General features: G+C 70.9%; 20 protein-coding genes. 11 read left to right on the top strand and 9 right to left on the bottom strand.

The genetic code is table 11. The annotated features are described in order from the left end of the window. Positions 1-131 precede the first annotated feature (131 nt). From V8J39_RS03625 to rpsF, 4 genes are all read right to left on the bottom strand, one after another. On the bottom strand, positions 132-1,928 hold the full coding sequence (locus tag V8J39_RS03625; RefSeq protein WP_336459494.1) for a YihY/virulence factor BrkB family protein: 1,797 nt from the start codon (positions 1,926-1,928) through the stop codon (positions 132-134). A gap of 215 nt (positions 1,929-2,143) precedes the next feature. After that, positions 2,144-2,716, bottom strand: a complete 573-nt coding sequence (rplI, locus tag V8J39_RS03620; RefSeq protein ID WP_336459493.1) for a 50S ribosomal protein L9 — start codon at positions 2,714-2,716, stop codon at positions 2,144-2,146. A 13-nt stretch (positions 2,717-2,729) separates the two neighbouring features. Then, on the bottom strand, positions 2,730-2,957 hold the full coding sequence (rpsR, locus tag V8J39_RS03615) for a 30S ribosomal protein S18 (RefSeq protein WP_336459492.1): 228 nt from the start codon (positions 2,955-2,957) through the stop codon (positions 2,730-2,732). Positions 2,958-2,986: 29 nt separating this feature from the next. Further along, positions 2,987-3,367, bottom strand: a complete 381-nt coding sequence (rpsF, locus tag V8J39_RS03610; protein ID WP_336459491.1) for a 30S ribosomal protein S6 — start codon at positions 3,365-3,367, stop codon at positions 2,987-2,989. A gap of 345 nt (positions 3,368-3,712) precedes the next feature. On the opposite strand from rpsF, the gene V8J39_RS03605 reads away from it, so the two are divergent. Continuing rightward, complete coding sequence (locus tag V8J39_RS03605) at positions 3,713-4,300, top strand: YceI family protein (protein ID WP_336459490.1); 588 nt, start codon at positions 3,713-3,715, stop codon at positions 4,298-4,300. Between the two features lie 69 nt (positions 4,301-4,369). Here V8J39_RS03605 and V8J39_RS03600 read toward each other — a convergent pair whose 3' ends face one another. From V8J39_RS03600 to V8J39_RS03585, 4 genes are read right to left on the bottom strand one after another with little or no spacing between them, the layout of a single operon-like run. Continuing rightward, complete coding sequence (locus V8J39_RS03600; RefSeq protein WP_336459489.1) at positions 4,370-4,747, bottom strand: DoxX family protein; 378 nt, start codon at positions 4,745-4,747, stop codon at positions 4,370-4,372. Between the two features lie 60 nt (positions 4,748-4,807). Then, positions 4,808-5,281, bottom strand: coding sequence for a CinA family protein (locus V8J39_RS03595; RefSeq protein ID WP_336459488.1), 474 nt, complete (start codon positions 5,279-5,281; stop codon positions 4,808-4,810). After that, a complete protein-coding gene (locus tag V8J39_RS03590; RefSeq protein WP_336459487.1) occupies positions 5,278-5,841 on the bottom strand; it encodes a phosphatidylglycerophosphatase A family protein in 564 nt (187 codons plus the stop codon). Before V8J39_RS03590 ends, V8J39_RS03595 begins: the two co-directional genes overlap by 4 nt. Before the next feature lies 1 nt (position 5,842). Continuing rightward, positions 5,843-6,985 carry a bifunctional 2-C-methyl-D-erythritol 4-phosphate cytidylyltransferase/2-C-methyl-D-erythritol 2,4-cyclodiphosphate synthase gene (locus V8J39_RS03585; RefSeq protein ID WP_336459486.1) on the bottom strand — a complete coding sequence of 381 codons (1,143 nt, stop codon included), beginning with the start codon at positions 6,983-6,985 and terminating at the stop codon, positions 5,843-5,845. A 241-nt stretch (positions 6,986-7,226) separates the two neighbouring features. Here V8J39_RS03585 and dusB point away from each other — a divergent pair, with 241 nt between their 5' ends. The 5 genes from dusB (at position 7,227) to ntrX (ending at position 14,886) form a co-directional block, all read left to right on the top strand. Continuing rightward, positions 7,227-8,258, top strand: a complete 1,032-nt coding sequence (gene dusB / locus V8J39_RS03580; protein ID WP_336459485.1) for a tRNA dihydrouridine synthase DusB — start codon at positions 7,227-7,229, stop codon at positions 8,256-8,258. Further along, the gene (locus V8J39_RS03575) at positions 8,255-9,373 is read left to right on the top strand and encodes a two-component system sensor histidine kinase NtrB (protein WP_336459484.1); all 1,119 of its coding nucleotides are present in this window, start codon (positions 8,255-8,257) and stop codon (positions 9,371-9,373) included. Before dusB ends, V8J39_RS03575 begins: the two co-directional genes overlap by 4 nt. A gap of 113 nt (positions 9,374-9,486) precedes the next feature. Further along, positions 9,487-10,872, top strand: coding sequence for a response regulator (locus V8J39_RS03570; protein WP_336459483.1), 1,386 nt, complete (start codon positions 9,487-9,489; stop codon positions 10,870-10,872). A 256-nt stretch (positions 10,873-11,128) separates the two neighbouring features. Further along, positions 11,129-13,435: a sensor histidine kinase NtrY-like gene (locus V8J39_RS03565; RefSeq protein WP_336460188.1), complete on the top strand. Its 2,307-nt coding sequence runs from the start codon at positions 11,129-11,131 to the stop codon at positions 13,433-13,435. Further along, a complete protein-coding gene (gene ntrX / locus V8J39_RS03560) occupies positions 13,432-14,886 on the top strand; it encodes a nitrogen assimilation response regulator NtrX (RefSeq protein WP_336459482.1) in 1,455 nt (484 codons plus the stop codon). Before V8J39_RS03565 ends, ntrX begins: the two co-directional genes overlap by 4 nt. Positions 14,887-14,931: 45 nt before the next feature. On the opposite strand, the gene V8J39_RS03555 is transcribed toward ntrX, so the two are convergent. After that, positions 14,932-15,438 (bottom strand): TIGR00645 family protein, encoded by a 507-nt coding sequence (locus V8J39_RS03555; protein ID WP_336460187.1) that lies wholly within the window; start codon positions 15,436-15,438, stop codon positions 14,932-14,934. Positions 15,439-15,692: 254 nt separating this feature from the next. Here V8J39_RS03555 and trkA point away from each other — a divergent pair, with 254 nt between their 5' ends. The 5 genes from trkA (at position 15,693) to V8J39_RS03530 (ending at position 21,109) form a co-directional block, all read left to right on the top strand. Then, positions 15,693-17,069: a Trk system potassium transporter TrkA gene (trkA, locus tag V8J39_RS03550; protein WP_336459481.1), complete on the top strand. Its 1,377-nt coding sequence runs from the start codon at positions 15,693-15,695 to the stop codon at positions 17,067-17,069. Positions 17,070-17,081: 12 nt separating this feature from the next. Then, complete coding sequence (locus V8J39_RS03545; protein WP_336459480.1) at positions 17,082-18,653, top strand: TrkH family potassium uptake protein; 1,572 nt, start codon at positions 17,082-17,084, stop codon at positions 18,651-18,653. 211 nt (positions 18,654-18,864) lie between these two features. Beyond that, a complete protein-coding gene (hfq, locus tag V8J39_RS03540) occupies positions 18,865-19,095 on the top strand; it encodes an RNA chaperone Hfq (protein WP_336460186.1) in 231 nt (76 codons plus the stop codon). Positions 19,096-19,121: 26 nt separating this feature from the next. Further along, complete coding sequence (hflX, locus tag V8J39_RS03535) at positions 19,122-20,411, top strand: GTPase HflX (RefSeq protein WP_336460185.1); 1,290 nt, start codon at positions 19,122-19,124, stop codon at positions 20,409-20,411. Between the two features lie 482 nt (positions 20,412-20,893). Further along, positions 20,894-21,109 (top strand): hypothetical protein, encoded by a 216-nt coding sequence (locus V8J39_RS03530; protein WP_336459479.1) that lies wholly within the window; start codon positions 20,894-20,896, stop codon positions 21,107-21,109. Positions 21,110-21,265 lie beyond the last annotated feature (156 nt).

Raw genomic sequence — 21,265 nt, 5'->3', positions numbered from 1 at the left:
GCCGCTGACCCGGTCGCCCGGGTCCGGCGCGAACGACAGGCGGGCCGCTCCGGAAGGAGCGGCCCGTTTCATGTCCGGCATCCTCTTAAGGTCATCCGCGGCGGCCTGTCGGACCCGGCCTCCGGGCTCCCTCAGCGGCCCAGCGTGTCGGCGGAGAACGCACCGCGCCGGCCCATTGCGCGCGGCTGCCCGGTGGTGGTGTCGCGCGCGGTCTGGCGTTCCGCCTCGGAATTGATCTCGGCGCCCAGCAGCACGACGATGGCCGAGATCCAGGCCCAGATCATCAGCACCACCACCGCGCCGAGCGAGCCATAGGTCGCATCGTAGGACCCGAAGTTGGCGGCATAGAACGAGAAGCCGGCCGAGGCCACGATCAGAAGCAGCGCCGCCACCACCGTGCCGGGGCCGATCCAGCGCCATTTCGCGCCCTCGCGCGACGGGCCGAACCGGTAGAGCAGCGCCAGCACCATCACCAGCACCGCCAGCATCGCCGGCCAGCGCAGCGCCAGCATGATCCGGTCGGCGGCGAAGGTCGTGGGCAGCCGCTCCAGCACCGGCGGCAGCGCCGCCGACAGGCCCAGCAGGAAGATCACCATCACGATGCCCCCCAGCGTCATCGTCAGCGACCACAGGTTCAGCACGAAGAAGTTGCGCCGCTCGCGCTCGCCATAGGCGACGTTCAGCGCCTCGATCATCGCCTTCATCCCGCCGTTCGCGGTCCAGAGCCCGAGCGCGAGGCTGAGCGCGGTGGCGAAGGTCAGGGTCGCGGGGTCGGTGGACAACAGCGCGTCAAGCTGCAGCCGGATCAGCTGCAGCGCGGCGGGCGGCAGCAGATGGTCAAGCTGCGCGAGGTTCTGCAGCACGATGGTGCGGTCGGCGAACAGGCCGAAGATCGACACCAGCGCGGTGATCGCCGGGAACAGCGACAGCAGCGCGTAGAAGGCGACGCCGGCGGCGACCGCCAGCACCCGGTCCTCCCAGATCTGCGCCCAGACCCGGGCCGAGACCCGGCGCCAGCCGGCGGCGGGGATCGCGGCCGGCGTCTCGGCGGCGCGACCCTCGGCGGCGGCCGTCGGGGTGACTGGGGGAACCGGCCCGCGCCCGACCCCCTCGGCGGCGGCCGGGGCCGCGGGATGGGCGGTGTCGGCGGCGGGTGCCGCCGGGGTGGCGGGCGCTGTTTCCGGTGCGGTGGCTGTGGCGGGCGGCAGCATGCCGCGCAGCAGGCCCGCGCCGAAGACCAGCGTCTTCAGCGCCTTCGGCGGCTCGACATTCGCGGGCCAGTGCAGCGCCAGCGTCTCGACCCAGGCGGTGATCGCGCCGACATCGGCGATCGGGTCGCGCCCGAGGATCGTGCCCTCGGGGGCGGCGGGGCGGCTGATCTCGGCCAGCCGCAGCTTCAGCGCCGCCACCTCGGCCGAGATCGCGGCCAGGTCGGCCGCAAGCGTGGTGATTTCGGGGGCGGGCGCCGCCATCGCCGGGCCCGGCGTCTGGTCGGGGCCGGGGCCGGGGCCCGGATCGGGCATCGGCAGCGGCCCCGGGTCGGGCGCGGGATCGGGCAGCGGGCCGGGCGGCAGGTCGCCGGGGGGCGTGCCGGGCGGCGTGACGGGGGGGATGTCCCCGCCACTGCGCGCGGCGTCGATGCTGCGGATCAGCCGGTCGATCTCGGCCAGCTCGTCGGCATAGACCGCCGAGACGGCCGCCGAGGGCGGCGGCGGGTCGGGCATCGGCGGCGGCGGCGGCACCGGGTCGCCCGGCGGCGGCACCTCGGGCGGGGTGGCGGGCGGATCGCTCGGCACCTGGGCGCTGTCCGGGCCCCTGCCGGGGGCGTCGTGCTTGCCATCCTTCATTTCGCCCGCCAATCGTTCCAGCACCGCGAGGTCGGCGGCGATCGCCGCGCCCCGGCGGGCCTCGGTCTCGGTCAATGTCATGCGACGTCTCCCCATGGCTTGTGGAGGCAACGCCGCGCGCCGCCCCGATGTTCCACTTTCGGACCCGGCCGGGCAAGCCCGGCGGCGGCAAAAAGGATGGGCGCAAAAAGGCGGGGCGGATCGGAGGCGCACGAAACGGAACGGGGCCGCCCCCCGAAAGGCGCGGCCCCGTCCGTCTGTCCGGTGCCGGGGACCGAAGGCCCCGGCAGGATCGATCACTCGTCGTCGTTCGCCGCGGAACCCATCTCGTCGAAGAGTTCCGAGATCTCGAACTCGGCGGCGGCTTCCTCTTCCGCGGCCAGTTCCTGGATCGACTTGCCCGACGCCTGCAGCTCGGCCTCTTCGACCGACCGTGCGACGTTGATGCTGATCGAGGCCGACACCTCGGGGTGCAGCACGACGGTGACCGTGTGCAGGCCCAGGTACTTGATCGGCGCGTTCAGGACGACCTGCTTGCGGTCGACGGTGAAGCCCTCGGCGGTCGCGACTTCGGCGGCGTCACGCGGGGTGACCGAGCCATAGAGCGCGCCGGCGTCCGAGGCCGAGCGGATGACGATGAACGACTGGCCGTCGAGCTTCTCGGCCAGCGCCTCGGCGTCCTTCTTGGTCTCGAGGTTGGTGGCCTCGAGCTGGGCCTTGCGGCCCTCGAAGGACTTGATGTTGGCTTCCGAGGCGCGCAGCGCCTTGCCTTGCGGCAGCAGGAAGTTGCGCGCGTAGCCGTCCTTGACGTTGACGACTTCGCCCATCTGGCCAAGCTTGGCCACGCGTTCCAGAAGGATCACTTGCATGGTCTGGCGCTCCTCACTTCACGGCGTAGGGCAGCAGGGCCAGGAACCGGGCGCGCTTGATCGCCTGGGCGAGCTTGCGCTGGTTCTTGGCCGAGACGGCGGTGATGCGGGCGGGGACGATCTTGCCGCGCTCGGAGATGTAGCGCTGCAGCAGGCGGACGTCCTTGTAGTCGATCTTGGGGGCGTTGTCGCCGCCGAAGGGATCGACTTTACGACGACGGAAAAACGGTTTGCTGGCCATGTGTTATGGTCCTTTTCTCAGAAGCCGGATCAACGACGCTCGCGGCGGTCGCCGCGATCACCACGGTCACCGCGGTCGCCACGCTCGTCGCGGCGCTGCATCTGGACCGAGGGGCCTTCCTCGTGCGCTTCGACCTTGACGGTCAGCACGCGCATGACGTCGTCATGCAGGCGGGCCAGACGCTCCATCTCCTGCACGGCGGCCGAGGGCGCATCCGAACGCAGGTAGGCGTAGTGGCCCTTGCGGTTCTTGTTGATCTTGTAGGCCATCGTCTTCACACCCCAGTATTCCGAGGTGACAACCGTGCCGCCGTTGTCGGCGAGAACGGTCGAGAAATGTTCGACGAGGCCTTCGGCCTGCGCGTTGGACAGGTCCTGACGCGCGATGAGGACATGCTCGTAAAGCGGCATGAACGCTCCTATGTCTCTGCGCACTTCATAGGCGGGCTGACCTTCCGCTCCCGCCACGAGAGGATGCGCCGGTTTCAAGAACGCGGCGGAAGGAATGCGGCCTTATACACGGGGCCCGGCGCGGCGCAACCACGAAGTGGGCCGCCGCGGGGACGGGACCCGGGGACGGCACCCGGGGGCGGGCCCTGACGGGCGGAACCTGACGGGGGGAACCTGGCGGGCGGGTCCTGACGAAGAGGTGTACCTGCATCGGCGCACATATTCTGTGGCCGGCTAACGAATTGTGCGGATCGGTCGGGCGCGGCACCTTGGGGTCATCGACACACCTCCCCAGGAGCCCCGACCATGACCTTCCGCACCTTCGCCGCCGGCGCCGCCCTGTCGCTTGCCGCCTTCGCCGGCACCGCCGCCCTGGCTGCGCCCGAGAAATACGTGCTCGACAACACGCACACGCAGATCGTGTTCCACTACAACCACCTCGGCTTCTCGACCGGCTTTGGCATGTTCGCGGGCTTCGACGGCGAGATCATGTTCGACCAGGACGAGCCGGCGAACTCGTCGGTCACCGTGTCCTTCCCGGTCACCTCGCTGATCACCGGCATCGACGCGCGCACCGAGCACTTCCTGTCGGCCGACTTCTTCGGCAAGTCGGACGACCCGACCGTGACCTTCAAGTCGACCGCGATCGAGGTGACGGGCGAGGACACCGCCAACATCACCGGCGACCTGACGCTGAACGGCATCACCAAGCCGGTCGTGCTGGATGCCAAGCTGAACCAGGTCGGCAACCACCCGATGGCCAACAAGCCCTGGGCCGGGTTCGACGCGACCACCACCGTCAAGCGCTCGGACTTCGACCTGGGCATGTTCGCCCCCTATGTCGGCGACGACGTGACCATCGAGATCTCGATCGAGGCGATGAAGGCCGAGTGATCGGCGGTCCTGCGGGACCTTGCGGGCGGCGTCGGGGAGACCCGGCGCCGTTTCGCGTCTCGGGGGCGCTCAGCGCGCCCGGTCGACGGCGAGCGACCCGGCGCCCGCGGCCGAGAGATAGAGGAGCGCCGCGAACAGCGCCGCGTTCTCGGCCCCGCCGTTCGAGACCGGGTACCAGTCGCGCGGCCAGTTCTGCAGGTAGTAGGCCGAAGCCGTCAGCAGCATCAGCAGCGCCGCCGCAAGCCGCGTGCGCCAGCCCAGCACCAGCGCGACCCCGCCCGCCAGTTGCAGGCAGCCCGCGATCCACAGCAGCGACCCGGTCGGCAGCGGCCGGCCCGCGGGCAGGCCCAGCACCTTGATGCAGCCGTAGTTCAGCATCACCGCGCCGACGATGATGCGCATCAGGCTGAGAAACAGCGGGGCCTGGGCGGTCCAGAAGGCGGGCATGGTCTCGGTCTCCGGTCAGGTACGGGCAGGTCGGGGGCGGTCGGGTCCGGGAAGGGCCGATCAGGAGCGGGCGAGGGCGGTGGCGAGCATCGCCAGGGCCTGCTCGACGCTGGCCGCGCGCACGGCGCCGCGGCCGCGGGGGCCGAAGTCGATGGTGGTGACCACCGTCGCGCGGCCGGTGCCGGCAAGGCCGAAGCAGACCCGGCCCTCGGGCTTGAACTCGGACCCGCCGGGCCCGGCGATGCCGGTGACCGAGACCGCGAGCGTCGCGCCCGAGCGGGCCAGCGCCCCCTCGGCCATCTCGCGCGCGACCGGCTCGGACACGGCGCCATGGGCGGCGAGCGTCCCGGGCGAGACGCCCAGCATGTCGGTCTTGGCGGCGTTGGAATAGGTGACGAAGCCGCGGTCGAACACGTCGGACGAGCCCGCCACCTCGGTCAGCGCGGCCGAGATCAGCCCGCCGGTGCAGCTTTCGGCGGTGGCGATGCGCGCGCCCGCGGCCCGCGCGGCGTCCAGGACCCCTGCCGCGGTCATAGCGCCAGCACCCCGTGGTAGATCCCGGCCAGCACCACCGCGACGGCGGCGGCGAAGACACCGGCGATCAGGTCGTCGAGCATCACCCCCGCGCCGTCGCCGCGCCGGTCGGCCCGGCCGATCCAGCCCGGCTTCCAGATGTCGAACAGCCGGAACAGCGCGAAGGGCGCGACCCAGGCCGGCCAGGGCAGGGTGGCGACGCCCGCGTGCCACAGCCCGAAGGACACGGCCGAGAACGCCAGCCACTGGCCTGCCACCTCGTCGATGACGATTTCCGAAGGATCCTCGCCGGGGCGGTCCTTCAGCACGACATGGCAGCCCCAGAACCCCGCCCCGATCGCGAGCACCGTCGCGATCGCCACCAGCGGAAAGCCGCCCGTCACGTGCAGGAACGAGGCGACGACGATCGCGGCGGCCGAGGCCCAGGTGCCCGAGGCGGGTCGCAGGTAGCCGATGCCGCCCACCGTCACCACCGCGACGGGCACCGTCCAGGGGCCGCGGCGCAGCTTGCGGGGCTGGTTCGGGTCCAGCCGCTCGGCCAGGGTTTCGCGCTCTGCCATCTCACTCTCCGATCAGCGTGGCGGTGGCCAGCGCCGCGATGCCTTCCTCGCGGCCGGTGAAGCCCAGCCGCTCCGAGGTCGTGGCCTTGACCGAGACCCGCCCGGGCTCAATCCCCATGATCCGCGCCAGTTCCGCCTGCATCGCGGCGGCATGCGGCCCCACCTTGGGCCGTTCGCAGACGATCGTCACGTCCACATTGCCGATGCGGAAGCCCTTTTCGCGCGCCAGCGCCGCGGCATGGGCCAGGAAGATCTCCGAGGCGGCGCCCTTCCACTGCGGGTCCGACGGCGGGAAGTGGCGGCCGATGTCGCCCTCGGCCAGCGCGCCGTAGATCGCGTCGGTCAGCGCGTGCATCCCCACGTCGGCGTCGGAATGACCCAGAAGCGCGCGGCCATGCGGCACCTTCACGCCGCACAGCACGACGTGGTCGCCCTCGGTGAAGGCATGCACGTCATAGCCGTTGCCCAGCCGCACGTCGAAGCCCATGGTCGCTCTCCTGTCCAGGTGCCGTTCGGCCCGGGCGAGGTCGCCGGGCCAGGTGATCTTGAAATTCGCCTCGTCGCCCGCGACCGCCACCACCGCGTGCCCGGCCGCGCGCGCCAGCGCCACGTCGTCGTCGGCACCGTCGGGATGGGCGCGGTGCGCGGCGAGGATCTCGTTCAGGCGGAAGCCCTGCGGGGTCTGCGCGCGCCAGAGCCCGGCGCGGTCGGCGGTGCCGGTGATGGCGCCCGCCGCATCCACCCGCCACAGCGCATCCGCGACCGGCAGCCCCGGCGCCGCGCCGACATGGGTGTCGAGCGCGGCGATCACCCGCTCGATCACCGCGCGCGGGACCAGCGGGCGGGCGGCGTCGTGGATCAGCACCCGGTCGATGCCCGCGCCCGCGAGCGTCTCGAGCGCGTTGCGCACGCTGGCCGAGCGCGTGGCCCCGCCCGCCACCAGCGTCACCGCGCCGCCGAAGGCCGCGACGCCGCGCGCCATGTCCTCGGGGTGCAGCACCGCGATCACCCGGTCGCAGAAGCCGAAGGCATCGAGCGCGTGGGCCAGCACCGGGCGCCCGGCAAGGTCCTGCCACTGCTTCGGCTCGGCCCCGCCGGCGCGGGTGCCGCGGCCTGCGGCGACGATGATGGCTGCGACCGGCATCGGCCCTCCGTTGGTGCGCGCGCTGTGTCCTCGGGGGCGGTCTAGGCGAGCGGCGCCGGGCAGGCAAGGGCGGCGCCCGGGGCAGCGATTTGCGCAGCGAACTTAACCAAGCGCATCAAACTTGCGCGACGGCGCACAAAGTTTGATCACGGCGTCGGATTTGCCGCTTGCCTTGGCACTGGACATTGCGACTCCATCGGTGATTGTCTACCTCGAAGGCGGACGCACAAGGAATAGGCAGTTGTCGGTGCAGCTTTCGGGTCTCGCGCTCGATCCCCCGGTCTTTCTGGCCCCGATGGCGGGGATCACCGATCTGCCGTTCCGGCAGGTCGTGGCGGGCTTCGGCGCGGGCCTCGTCGTGTCCGAGATGGTCGCCTCGGGCGAGATGCTGACGGCCAAGCCCTCGGTGCGGGCCAAGGCGCGGGTCGACCTTGGCCTCGCGGCGGGGCCGCTGTGCTCGGTCCAGCTGGCGGGGCGCGAGGCGGGCGCGATGGGCGAGGCGGCGCGGCTGGTCGCGGATCTGGGCGCGCCGGTGATCGACATCAACATGGGCTGCCCGGCGAAGAAGGTGACGGGCGGGCTGTCGGGCTCGGCGCTGATGCGCGACCTCGACCATGCGCTGGGGCTGATCGAGGCGGTGGTGGCGGCAAGCCCGGTGCCGGTGACGCTGAAGATGCGGCTGGGCTGGGACGGCGGGTGCCTGAACGCGCCCGACCTCGCCCGGCGGGCCGAGGCGGCGGGGGTGGCGATGGTCACCGTCCACGGCCGCACCCGGATGCAGTTCTACAAGGGCCGCGCCGACTGGGCCGCGATCCGCGCCGTGAAGGACGCGGTGGCGATCCCGGTGGTGGCCAATGGCGACATCCTGTGCGCCGACAGCGCGCGCGCCGCGCGGGCGGCCTCGGGCGCCGATGCGGTGATGGTCGGGCGCGGCATCCAGGGGCGCCCCTGGCGGCTGGCCGAGATCGCGCATGCGCTGCACGGCACGCCCGCGCCCGACGTGCCCCGCGGGGCCGCGCGCGCGGATCTGATCGAAGGACATTACGAAGCGATGCTGTCATTCTACGGCGCCGACCTGGGGATCCGGATCGCGCGCAAGCACCTTGGCTGGTATGCCGAGGCGGCGGGGGCCGAGCCGGGCCTGCGCCGGGCGCTGTTCACCGCGACCGCGGCGGCCGAGGTGCGGGCGCTGATCCGCGCGGGCTTTGCCGCGACCGACGCGGCGAGCGAGGCCGCGGCCGAGGCTGCCGCCGCCGCGGAGCGCGCGGCATGACCCTGGCCGAGCGCGAGACGCGCCGCCCGGTCCTGGGCTCGATCTGGGCCTCGCTGCCGACGCCGGCGCTGATCATCGGCCCCGACGACACGGTGACCGAGGTCAACCCGGCCGCCGAGGTGTTCCTGAACCATTCCTCGAAAAGCCTGTCCGGGCAGCCGGTGCTGGACCGGCTGGCGATCGACGCCCCGATCGAGGAGATCTTCGCCCGCGCCCGCGCCAACCAGTCGGCGCTGTTCGTCAACGAGGTCGATGTCGGCACCGGTGAGCGGCCGCCGGTCAGCTGCACGCTGCAGGTCTCGCCGCTGTCGGACGCGCCCGAGATGCTGCTGCTGACCATCGCCCCGCGCGAGCTGGCCGACCGGCTGGGCCGGGCCCAGCACGTGAAGTCGGCGGCGAAATCGGCGATCGGCATGTCCGAGATGCTGGCGCACGAGATCAAGAACCCGCTGGCGGGGATCGCGGGCGCGGCGCAGCTGCTGTCGATGGGCCTGGGCCCCGAGGACCGCGAGCTGACCGAGCTGATCGTGCTGGAGACCCGCCGGATCGTGAAGCTTCTCGAACAGGTCGAGCAGTTCGGCAACCTGCGCCCGCCCGAGCAGCGCCCGGTCAACATCCACGACGTGCTGGACCGCGCGCGCAAGTCGGCGCTGGTGGGCTTTGCCACGCACATGCAGGTGGTCGAGAACTACGACCCCTCGCTGCCGCCGACGCTGGGCGACATGGACCAGCTTCTGCAGGTGTTCCTCAACCTGCTGAAGAACGCCTCCGAGGCCAGCAAGGGCCAGCCCGGCACGATCACGATCCACACCTTCTACGACCTGTCGCTGCGGGTGCGGATGAAGGACGGCACCAGCCGCCGCCTGCCGCTGCAGGTCGAGATCATCGACGACGGCCCCGGCATCCCGCCCGACATCGCCGCCGAGATCTTCGAACCCTTCGTCTCGGGCCGCGAGAACGGCACCGGGCTTGGGCTGGCGCTGGTCTCGAAGATCGTGGGCGACCACGGCGGGCTGGTGAACGTCGACTCGGTGCCGGGACGCACCGTGTTCCGCATCTCGCTTCCGATCGCGCCCAAGGGCAGCGATCCCGACGCGCCCCAGGGCGCCGCATGACGGCTGCCGCCCCGGCGGGGCGGCGCGATCCCAGTGACGCCGCGGCGGCGCCGCGGCCCGTGAAAGTGCAGACTTGGCACCCCCGGCAAGGGGACCGAACAGGAGACTGACCGATGGACGGCACCGTTCTCGTCGCCGATGACGACCGCACGATCCGCACCGTTCTGACCCAGGCGCTGACGCGCGCGGGCTGCAAGGTGCACGCGACCTCGTCGCTGATGACGCTGATGCGCTGGGTCGAGGAGGGGAAGGGCGATCTCGTCATCTCCGACGTGATCATGCCCGACGGCAACGGGCTCGAGCAGCTGCCGAAGATCGGGCAGGAGCGGCCCGGGCTGCCGGTGATCGTCATCTCGGCGCAGAACACGATCATGACCGCGATCCAGGCGGCCGAGGCGGATGCCTACGACTACCTGCCCAAGCCCTTCGACCTGCCGGACCTGATGAAGCGCGCCGCCCGCGCGCTCGAGCAGAAGCGCCGCGCCGTGACCGCGCCGCCCAAGCCCGTGGCCGAGCCCCGGATCGAGGCCACCGGCGAGGACCTGCCGCTGGTGGGCCGCACCCCGGCGATGCAGGCGCTGTACCGGCTGGTGGCGCGGGTGATGAACACCGATCTCGCCGTGCTGATCTCGGGCGAGAGCGGCACCGGCAAGTCGCTGATCGCCCGCGCGATCCACGATTTCTCGGACCGCCGCACGCTGCCCTTCGTGGTGGCGCAGGCGCAGGACCTGATGGGCGCGGACGGCCCGTCATCGCTGGTGGCGCGGGCGCGCGGCGGCAGCCTCGTGTTCGACGAGGTCGGCGATTTCGACGACGAGGCGCAGGGCCGGGTGGTGCGGCTTCTCGACACGCTGGGGTCGAACCCGCCGCGGATCATGGCCACGAGCCAGGTCGATCTGGCCCGGCGGATGGAGGGGGGCGGCTTCCGCCAGGACCTGTTCTACCGCCTGGGCGGGGTGACGCTGTCGGTGCCCGCGCTGCGCGAGCGCGTCGACGACATCCCGGCGCTGGCCGAGCACTTCCTGACCCGCGGCGAGCGCGACGGCTTCCCGCTGCGGCGCATCGCGCCCGAGGCGATGGAGCTGATCCGCGCCTACAGCTGGCCCGGCAACGTCCGCCAGCTGGAAAACACCGTGCGCCGGCTGATGGTGACCTCGCCCGAAGAGGAGATCACCAAGGCCGAGGTCGAGGCGATCCTGGGCAACCAGCCGGCGATGGAGCCGCTGAAGGGCGGCGGCGACGGCGCCGACCGGCTGCAGACCTCGGTCGCCAAGCACCTGAAGCGCTATTTCGACCTGCACGGCGGCGCGCTGCCGCCTCCGGGGCTTTACGGCCGCATCCTGCGCGAGGTCGAGATGCCGCTGATCGAGATCGCGCTGGATGCAACCGCCGGTAATCAGGCGAAATGTGCGGATCTTCTGGGGATCAACCGCAATACCTTGCGCAAGAAGATCACCGAGCTGGATATCCGCGTGACACGTCGGCGCAAGTTGATGTAAAAAGGTCACGCCGACTGTGGCCTGCTCGCGTCTCCGTGAACAGGCGCTTTCGGCCGGGCCGCGAGCGATTCGACCGGCCCGCTGATCGGGACAGACGGCAGCGCCCCCGCGGGGGCCGCAGGCCGCCGGGACAGGGCCTTGCGATGATGGCGGCAGCGCAGGCTGCAGGACGTGAACGGGGTGTGTGCGCGCCCGGCTGGACACCCGCCCCGGGGGCCGCGCGATGAGCGCTGCGCGGCCGGGCGCGGCCGGCGGGATGGCGCGCGAATCCCTCGCGCGGTTCGAACGGCTGCGGCGGCAGAAGCGGTTCCAGACCGGCGCGACGCTCGGGCTGGTGATCCTCGGCCCGGCGCTGACGCTGGCGACCTTCCTCGCGCTCGGGCCGTTCGACCAGGGCGTGTCGTCGACGCCGCTGCGGATGATCCTGCTGACCGACCTGGTCTACGTGCTGGTCGTGGCGGCGCTGGTGCTGGCGCGGCTTGCGCGGATGATCGCGGCGCGCCGGGCGCAGTCGGCGGGGTCGCGGCTGCACCTGCGGCTGACCGGCGTCTTCGCCGGCATGGCGCTGGTGCCCACCATCCTCGTCGCGGTCTTCGCCGGCCTCACGATCAACATCGGCCTCGAGGGCTGGTTCTCGGACCGGGTGCGCCAGGTGGTGGGCTCGTCGCTCGACGCGGCCGAGGCCTATGAGGGCGAGCACCAGCGCGACCTCGTGACCGACACCGAGGCGCTGGCGGGCTATCTCAACCTTGCCCGGCAATCGACCTTCTTCCTGGCCGACAGCGACCTGCGCCAGATCCTGACCCAGGGCCAGGCGCAGATCCAGCGCGGGCTGAAGGAGGCCTTCGTCATCGACAGCCAGGGCGAGATCCGCGCCCGCGGCGAGCGCAGCTATCTGTTCAACTTCGAACGCCCGTCCCCGGGCGAGATCACCCGCGCCGACCAGGGCGAGACGGTGGTGATCCAGGACTGGGGCAACAACGAATTCCGCGCGCTGATCAAGCTTGAACCCTATCTCGACCGCTACCTCTACGTCGCGCGCAACGTCGACGGCCAGATCCTGAGCCTGCTCGACGAGACCCGCAACTCGGTCCAGCTCTACCGCCAGCTCGAGGCCGAGCGGGGCCGGGTGCTGTTCGAATTCTCGCTGCTCTACCTCGGCTTCGCGCTGATCCTGATCCTGGCCGCGGTCTGGCTGGCGCTGTGGTTCGCCGAGCGGCTGTCGCGCCCCGTGGGCCGTCTGGCGGGGGCGGCGCAGATGGTGGGCGCGGGCGATCTGGACGTGCGGGTGCTCGAGGAGAAGGGCGACGACGAGATCGCGATGCTGGGGCGGCTGTTCAACCAGATGACCCGCCAGCTGAAGGGCCAGCGCGAGGCGCTGGTCGCCACCCATGCCCAGACCGAGGAGCGGCGGCGGCTGTTCGACAGCGTGCTGTCCTCGGTCACCGCGGGGGTGATCGGGCTCGACAGCTCGGGCCGGGTCGATTTCGTGAACCGCGCCGCGCAGAAGCTGCTGTCGCTGACCCCGCCCGAGGGCGAGGTCGCGCTCGAGGCGCTGGTGCCCGAATTCGCGGGCCTGCTGGCGCGGCTGCGCGAGGGTCACGGCGAGACGGTGCAGGATGAGGTCCGCGTCAGCCGGTCGGGGCGGCTGGAAAGCCTGCTGGTGCGCATGGCGACCCGGCAGGGCGCGGACGGCCGGCTCGAGGGCTACGTGGTCGCCTTCGACGACGTGACCGAGCTGGTCTCGGCGCAGCGGATGGCGGCCTGGGGCGACGTGGCGCGGCGCATCGCGCACGAGATCAAGAACCCGCTGACCCCGATCCAGCTGTCGGCCGAACGCATCAAGCGCAAGTTCGGCCGCGGTTTGCCGCCCGAAGAGGCCGAGGCGATGGAGCAGATGGTCGGCGTGATCGTGCGCCAGACCGGCGACCTGCGCCGCATCGTCGATGAGTTCTCGCGCTTCGCGCGGATGCCCGAACCCGACCGGCGCGACCACGACCTGACCAAGCTGGTGCGCGACATCTGCACCCTGCAGCAGGAGGCGCTGCACGGCGCCACGCTGGACGCGAGCCTGCCCGACGCCCCCGTGGTGGTCGAGCTGGACGCCACGATGATCGGCCAGGCGGTGACCAACATCGTCAAGAACGCGGGCGAGGCGGTCGAGACCCTTTACGAGAGGGGCGCGCCCGAGGGCTACCGGCCGCGGGTGCAGGTCGAGATGACGGTGCAGCCCGAACACGTGACGATCCGCGTCGCCGACAACGGCGCCGGGCTGCCCGAGGATAGATCGCGGCTGTTCGAGCCCTATGTCACCACCCGGGCCAAGGGCACCGGGCTTGGCCTGCCGATCGTGAAGAAGATCGTCGAGGAGCATGGCGGCAGCCTGACGCTCACCGACGCCGCGCCCTTCGAGGAGGGCGCGCACCAGGGCGCACTGGCCGAGATCCGGCTGCCGCGCGCCCGTGCCCCGCGCCTTGGCGTGCGCGGCGAGACCGAGGGGCGCGAGGCGCCCGCAGACCATATCAACCGGCCGCAAGCAGCCGGACAGGAGGCGGTAGAATGACCCAGAAGAGCGATCTGAAACCGGGCGACATCCTGATCGTCGACGACGAGCGCGACATCCGCGAGCTGATCTCGGACATCCTGCGCGACGAGGGCTTCGCGACCCGCCTCGCGGCGAATTCCGACGACTGCATGGCCGAGATCAACGCCGAGCCGCCGGCGCTGATGATCCTCGACATCTGGCTCAAGGACAGCCGGATGGACGGGATCGACATCCTCAAGACCGTCAAGCGCGACAACCCGGACGTGCCGGTGGTGATCATCTCGGGCCATGGCAACATCGAGATCGCGGTCGCGGCGATCAAGCAGGGCGCCTACGACTTCATCGAGAAGCCGTTCAACATCGACCAGCTGATGGTCGTGATCACCCGCGCGATGGAGACCTCGCGGCTGCGGCGCGAGAACGCGTCGCTGCGCCGCCGCGACGTCGCCTCGTCCGAGATGATCGGCGGCTCGCCCGCGTTCCGCACGCTGAAGTCGAACCTCGACAAGGTGACGAAGTCGAACGCGCGGGTGATGCTCACCGGCCAGCCCGGCGCCGGCAAGGAGGTGGCCGCGCGCTACATCCATGTGAATTCGAACCGCGCGAGCGGGCCGTTCATCTCGGTCTCCTCGGCCTCGATCGAGCCCGAGCGGATGGAAGAGGTGCTCTTCGGTCGCGAGTCGCCCGAGCGCGGGGTCGAGAAGGGGCTGCTGGAACAGGCGCATGGCGGCATCGTCTATTTCGACGAGGTCGCCGACATGCCGCCCGGCACCCAGTCGAAGATCCTGCGCGTGCTGGTCGAGCAGCAGTTCACCCGCGTCGGCGGCTCGGACCGGGTGCGGGTCGACCTGCGGGTGATCTCGTCGACGACGCGCGACCTTGCGGCCGAGATCGCGGCGGGGCGCTTCCGGCAGGAACTCTACGACCGGCTGAACGTGGTGCCGATCGGGGTGCCCTCGCTCGCCGACCGGCGCGAGGACATTCCCGAACTGGCCCGCCACTTCATCGGCACCTTCAACAAGAGCCAGGGCCTGCCGCTGCGCGCGGTGTCCGAGGAAGCCGAGGCGCTGATGCAGACGATGCCCTGGCCCGGCAACATCCGCCAGCTGAAGAACGTGATCGAGCGGGTGCTGATCCTGGGCGAGGGCACCGGCCCGGTCGAGGCGCGCGAGATGCCGGGCGGCGCCCCCGAGGGCACGGCCGACGAGGGCCGGGTCGTGCTGTCGGGCGCGCTGGCCACGCTGCCCCTGCGCGAGGCGCGCGAGCTGTTCGAGCGGGAATACCTGCTGACGCAGATCAACCGCTTCGGCGGCAACATCAGCCGAACCGCGAATTTCGTCGGCATGGAGCGCTCGGCGCTGCACCGCAAGCTGAAGTCGCTGGGGGTGGTGACGACGACCAAGTCCGGTGCCCGCGTCGCCTCGATGGGCGAGGAGGACGAGATCGAGGCCGACGAAGCCGCCGAGTGATCCCGGCCGCGGACCGGGGCAGAGCCCCGGCGCCTGCCGCGGGGCTCAGGCCTTGGGCTTCTTGAGCGCCTTGGTCGTCATCGTCAGCCAGTCCATGAACGCCAGCAGCACCCCCGAGACGACGAAGACGAGATGGATCGCGACCATCCAGCCGATCTTCTGCGGCGCGTAGTGCTCGACATCCATGAAGACCTTCAGCAGGTGGATCCCCGAGATCGCGACGATCGAGGCCACCAGCTTCAGCTTCAGCCCCGAGAAGTCGACCTCGCCCTGCCAGTCCGGGCGGTCCTCGTGATCGCCGAGGTCCATGCGCGACACGAAGTTCTCGTAGCCCGAGAAGATCACGATCACGAGGAGATTGGCCGCGAGCGACAGGTCGATCAGCGCGAGCGCGCCGAGGACCGCGTCGTCGACGGTCATCGCCGGGATCTGCAGCGCGAAGTGCCACAGCTCCTGCAGGAAGGCCCAGACGAGGATCGCGAGCGCGCCCACCAGCCCCACGTACATCGGCGCCATCAGCCAGCGGCTGGCGAAGAGGCCCCGCTCGATCATCCTGTCCACGGCGGACCTCCGGAAAACTGCATCCGTCCCCGATCTATCCGCTTCGCGCACCGTTGGCAAAGGCCATGCCGCGGCGCGGCGACCGGCCCGGGCCGGGGGCTGCGATGCCGACCCGCGGCGCGGCGGTTTGGGCCTTGCCGCGGCGCGGCTATTTGAGCGTTGCCGCTCTGCGGCGGTGCGGGCGTCGGTTGACCTTTCGGCCTGCCGCTGCCACTCAAGGTCCTGACGGCCCTCGGGAGAGTGACATGAAGATCATCATCTGCGGCGCGGGACAGGTCGGCTGGCAGATCGCCCGCCACCTCTCGGGCGAGCGCAACGACGTCACGGTGGTCGACAGCAACCCCGATCTCGTGCGCCGCGCCTCGGACACGCTCGACGTCCAGGGCGTCGCGGGCTTCGCGAGCTATCCCGACGTGCTCGAGCGGGCGGGGGCGCGCGACGCGGACCTGGTGATCGCCGCGACCTATTCCGACGAAGTGAACATGGTGATCTGCCAGGTCGCCCATTCGGTCTTCGGCATCACCCGCAAGATCGCCCGCGTCCGCGCGCAAAGCTATCTCGACGCGATCTACTCCGACCTCTACCGCACCGACCACCTGCCGATCGACGTGGTGATCTCGCCCGAGAAGGAGGTGGCCGAGGCCGCGCTGCAGCGGCTCGCGGCGCCCGCGACCTTCGACACCGAGAACTTCCTTGGCAACCGGGTGCAGCTGCTGGGCATCGCGCTCGACGACGACTGCCCGGTGCTGAACACCCCGCTGCGGCAGCTGACCGACCTGTTCTCGACCCTGCGCGCCATCGTCGTCGGCGTGCGCCGCGACGGCCGGCTGTTCGCGCCCGAGGCCGAGGACCAGCTGTTCGCCGGCGACCAGGTCTATGTCTTCAGCCACAACGAGGACGTGAACCGCACGCTCGAGATCTTCGGCAAGGAGACCAAGAAGCAGGAGCGCGTCGTCATCATCGGCGGCGGCAACGTGGGCCTTGCGGTCGCGCGGGCGCTTGAGAGGCGCACCCAGCGCATCCGCGCCAAGGTGATCGAGCGCGACCGCTCGCAGGCCGAACGCGCCGCCGACGCGCTCGAGCGCACGATCGTGCTGAACGGCGACGGGCTCGACATGGACATCCTGCAGGAGGCCAACATCGACCGCGCCGACGCGGTGCTGGTGGTGACCGACGACGACAAGACCAACATCCTGGCCGCGGTGCGCGCCAAGCAGGCCGGCTGCCCGATGGCGATCGCGCTGGTCAACGATCCGACGCTGGTGCCGCTGATGGGGCCGCTCGACATCGACGCCTACATCAACCCGCGCGCCACCACCGTCAGCTCGATCCTGCGCCACATCCGCCACGGCCGCGTGCGCGAGATCTACTCGATCGGCGATGCCGAGGCCGAGATCATCGAGGCGCAGGTGCTCTCGACCTCGCCGATCACCGGCAAGACCATCCGCGACACCGAATTCCCCGAGGGCGTGCTGGTGGGCGCGGTGCTGAAGGGCGACCAGGTGGTCAAGCCCACCGGCGACACCCGGATCGAGGAGGGCGATGTCATCGTGCTCTTCGCGATGGCCGGCGACGTGCCGGAGGTCGAGCGGCTGCTGCAGGTCTCGATCGACTTCTTCTGACGGGGCAGGGCGATGCGCAAGATCCTCGACCTGCCGCTGCTGGTCATCCTCGCGGGCATCGGCGCGCTGGCGATGATGGTGCCGGCGCTGCATGCCTGGGCGCTGCGCGACTGGGACACGGCGCGGGCCTTCCTGTTCCCGTCGCTGCTGTTCCTGGTCGCGATCACGCTGGTGGGCATCGCGCTGGCGGCGCGGCCCACCGTGAACCCGGCGCGCAGCCACCTGCTGGCGCTGTGCGGCACCTACCTGGTGCTGCCGCTGATGCTGGCGGTGCCGGTGAACGAGGCCGTGCCCGACACCGGCTATTTCTCGGCCTGGTGGGAGATGGTCTCGTCCCTGACCACCACCGGTGCCACGCTTTTCGAACCCGGCCGGCTGCCGCCCTCGGTGCACCTGTGGCGCGGGCTCGTGGGCTGGATGGGCGGCTTCTTCATGCTGGTCGCGGGCATCGCGATCCTCGCGCCGATGAACCTCGGCGGCTTCGAGGTGCTGGCCGAGACCGTGCCCGGCGTCTCGCCCGCCACGCGCGAGGCCGAGGGCGCGCGCGAGGGCGGGCTGCGCTCGGCCCAGATCTCCTCGGGTTCGGCGGGCGGCCTGTCGGGCACCACCACCGGCGACCGGCTGGTGCGCCAGACGATGGCGGTGCTGCCGATCTACGTCGCGCTGACGCTGGTGCTGTGGTCGGCGCTGCAACTGGCCGGCGACCCGGCGCTGGTGGCGGCGATGCATGCGATGGCGACGGTCTCGACCTCGGGGATCTCGCCGGTGCGGGGGCTTGCGGGGGCGTCCTCGGGCACAACGGGCGAGATCCTGATCTTCCTGTTCCTGTGCCTCGCGCTGTCGCGCCGGATGATGCCCGAGGCGGGGCGGCGCTGGCGCCCGCGCCCGCTTCTGTCCGACCCCGAGCTGGGGCTGGGCCTCGCGATCATCGCGGTGGTGCCGGCGGTGCTGTTCCTGCGCCACTGGATCGGCGCGGTCGAGATCGCCGACAGCCAGGACATCCCGCGCGCCGCCGACGCGGCCTGGGGCGCGGTGTTCACGGTGCTGTCGTTCCTGACCACCACCGGCTTCGAATCGCACGGCTGGGTCGCGGCGCGGTTCTGGTCGGGGCTGCCGACGCCGGGGCTGGTGCTGGCGGGGCTCGCGATCATCGGCGGCGGGGTCGCGACCACGGCGGGGGGCGTGAAGCTCTTGCGGGTCTACGCGCTCTACCGCCACGGCGAGCGCGAGCTGCAAAAGCTCGTGCATCCCAATTCCGTCGGCGGCGGCGGCAATGCGGCGCGGCGGCTGCGCCGGCAGGGCGCGCAGATCGCCTGGGTGTTCTTCGCGCTGTTCGCGCTGGCGATCGCGGTGACGATGCTGGCGCTGTCGCTGACCGGGCTCGGCTTCACGCCGACGACGGTGCTGACGATCTCGGCCCTGGCCAATGTCGGGCCGCTGGCGGCGGCGGCGGCGGATGCACCGCTGGGCTGGGCGGCGCTGTCGGACGCGGCCAAGGCGATCCTCGCGGTGGCGATGGTGGTCGGTCGGCTCGAGACGCTGGCGATCATCGCGCTGCTCAATCCCGAGATGTGGCGAAACTGACGCAAGGCCCCGGCGATCACGTCGCGGCAGGGACAAGCTGCCGCACCTTCGACCATTTTCCGCTGGAACGCCCCCGAATCCCCGTTCATAGTTCGTTCAACCCCGGGCTCGCGCCCTTTTGCGCAACACGCGCCAGATCGCACCGGGGGCAGATAAAGCGTGAATGACCCCGGAGCGTTTGTCCGGGGCCGGAACAAAGGCAACGACAGAAATGGCCGACAAACAGAATCTTCAGGACGCCTTCCTCAACCACGTCCGCAAGGCAAAGGTTCCCGTGACCATCTTCCTGATCAACGGCGTCAAGCTGCAGGGCGTGATCACCTGGTTCGACAACTTTTGTGTGCTTCTGCGCCGTGACGGCCAGTCGCAACTCGTCTACAAGCACGCCATCTCGACGATCATGCCGGGACAGGCCATCTCGCTTTACGAAGCGGAAGACTGAAGCTTGCAGACCTGCGGGGCTCTGAACTGACCGATACGACCGACGTCCAGGCGAAGCCCACCCGGGCCTTCGTGCTGCATCCCGACATCCGCGGCGCCGACCGGCGCCGCACGGCGGAACTCGCGCTCGAGGAAGCGGTCTCGCTTGCCCATGCGCTGCCCAATCTCGACATCCGCGGGGCCGAGGTCGTGCGCCTGCCCAAGGTCGCGCCCGGCTGGCTGTTCGGCTCTGGCAAGATCGAGGAGCTGGGCGCCGCGATGAAGGCGGCCGAGGTCGAGCTGGTGCTCGTCGACGGTCCCGTCACCCCCGTGCAGCAGCGCAACCTGGAAAAGGAATGGGGGGTCAAGCTCCTCGACCGGACCGGGCTCATCCTCGAGATCTTCGCCGACCGCGCCCGCACCCGCGAGGGCGTGCTGCAGGTGGAACTGGCGGCACTCAGCTACCAGCGCACCCGCCTCGTGCGCGCCTGGACCCACCTGGAACGCCAGCGCGGCGGCTTCGGCTTCGTCGGCGGCCCCGGCGAGACCCAGATCGAGGCCGACCGGCGCGCGATCGACGAACAGGTGATCAAGATCCGCCGCCAGCTTGGCAAGGTGGTCAAGACGCGCGAGCTGCACCGCGCCGCGCGGCGCAAGGTGCCGTTCCCGGTGGTGGCGCTGGTGGGCTACACCAACGCCGGCAAGTCGACGCTCTTCAACCGCATGACCGGGGCCGAGGTGATGGCCAAGGACATGCTCTTCGCCACGCTCGATCCGACGATGCGCGCGGTCACGCTGCCCTCGGGGCGCAAGGTGATCCTCAGCGACACCGTGGGCTTCATCTCGGACCTGCCCACGCAGCTGGTCGCGGCCTTCCGTGCCACGCTCGAAGAGGTGCTCGAGGCCGACCTGATCCTGCACGTGCGCGACATCGCCCACCCCGAGACCGAGGAGCAGGCCGAGGATGTCGGCGAGATCCTCGAAAGCCTCGGCGTCGACGAGGATGTGCCGATGTTCGAGGTCTGGAACAAGATCGACCTTCTGGGCCCCGAGACCCGCGCGGCGCTGCTGGCGACGGATGCGCGCACGCCGGGCGTCTTCGCGGCCTCGGCGATCACCGGCGAGGGGCTCGACCGGCTTTATGCCGCGATCTCCGGCGCGCTCGACGACGAGCGCACCGAGCAGGTGGTAGAGCTGCCCTTCGCCGACGGCCGCCGTCGCGCCTACCTGCACCGCGAGACCGAGGTGCTGTCGGAAACCGCGACCGAGACCGGCTACCGGATCCACGTCCGCTGGACCGCGCGCCAGCGCGTCAACTTCGAGGACGTCACCGGCTGACGCCGGCAGCCCTTTCGCATTGGTCCAAATATCCCGGGGGAGCGGGCCGGCGGCCCGCCGGGGGCGGCGCCCCCGTCCGCCCTCGGGGAATTTCGCTGCCGGCAGGGTTTTGCTGCCTAGGCATCATTTCCGGCTTGGCGCGAATCGTTTTTGCGGTCACAACCGCGTCATCCGGCACCACAGGAAGAGGAGGGCGGGCATGAACCAGTTTTATACCGACCTCGCCGCCGGGATCGTCCATGGCATCTGGCGACAGCGCGCATCGCGCCGCGTCTTCGCCTGACCTGACCGATCGGGCCCGCGTTCCGGGCCTCTCTTCCACCCTCCAGCCAGCCTGACACGATCGCGCGCGCCCCGACGGCCGCGGCATGACCTGCGTCCGATCCGACGCCTGCCGCCGCTTCCGTGCCCGCATCCCTCGCGCCCGGCCGGCCCAACCCAACCCAGTACAGGAGCCGGCGCCCGCGGGGCCCGGAAACACCATGACCATCACCGAAACCCGGACTCCGTCCATCGAGGCGCTGATCGCCATCCACGGCGCGCGGCGCGTGCTTTTTGCCGCGGTCCTCGCGATGCTGCGCGGCAGCGGCCGGCGGCAACTGCTCGTCGTGCCGGTGCATGACGCGCATCTGCGTCGCGACATCGGCCTGCCGCCGGTGCACGCGCCGCCCCCTCCGCCCGGGGCCAGACCCTGGTAAGGCGCGGGGGCCGGGTTCCGCCCGGCCCCCCGATCCCCACCCGGGAATCCGCCCGTCGCCCGGCACTTTGCCGGCGGCGCCAGTTGACGCGACCGTGAACTTCGCTATGTCTAAAGGCACGCGTGCCGCGGTTTTGCGGCACACTCGGTGACCGGG

Source organism: Frigidibacter sp. MR17.24, from assembly GCF_037095655.1.
In the GTDB taxonomy this organism is placed as follows: Bacteria; Pseudomonadota; Alphaproteobacteria; order Rhodobacterales; family Rhodobacteraceae; genus Frigidibacter.
The sequence above is the reverse complement of the archived record's forward strand: the minus strand, read 5'-3'. Positions and strand labels throughout refer to the sequence as shown.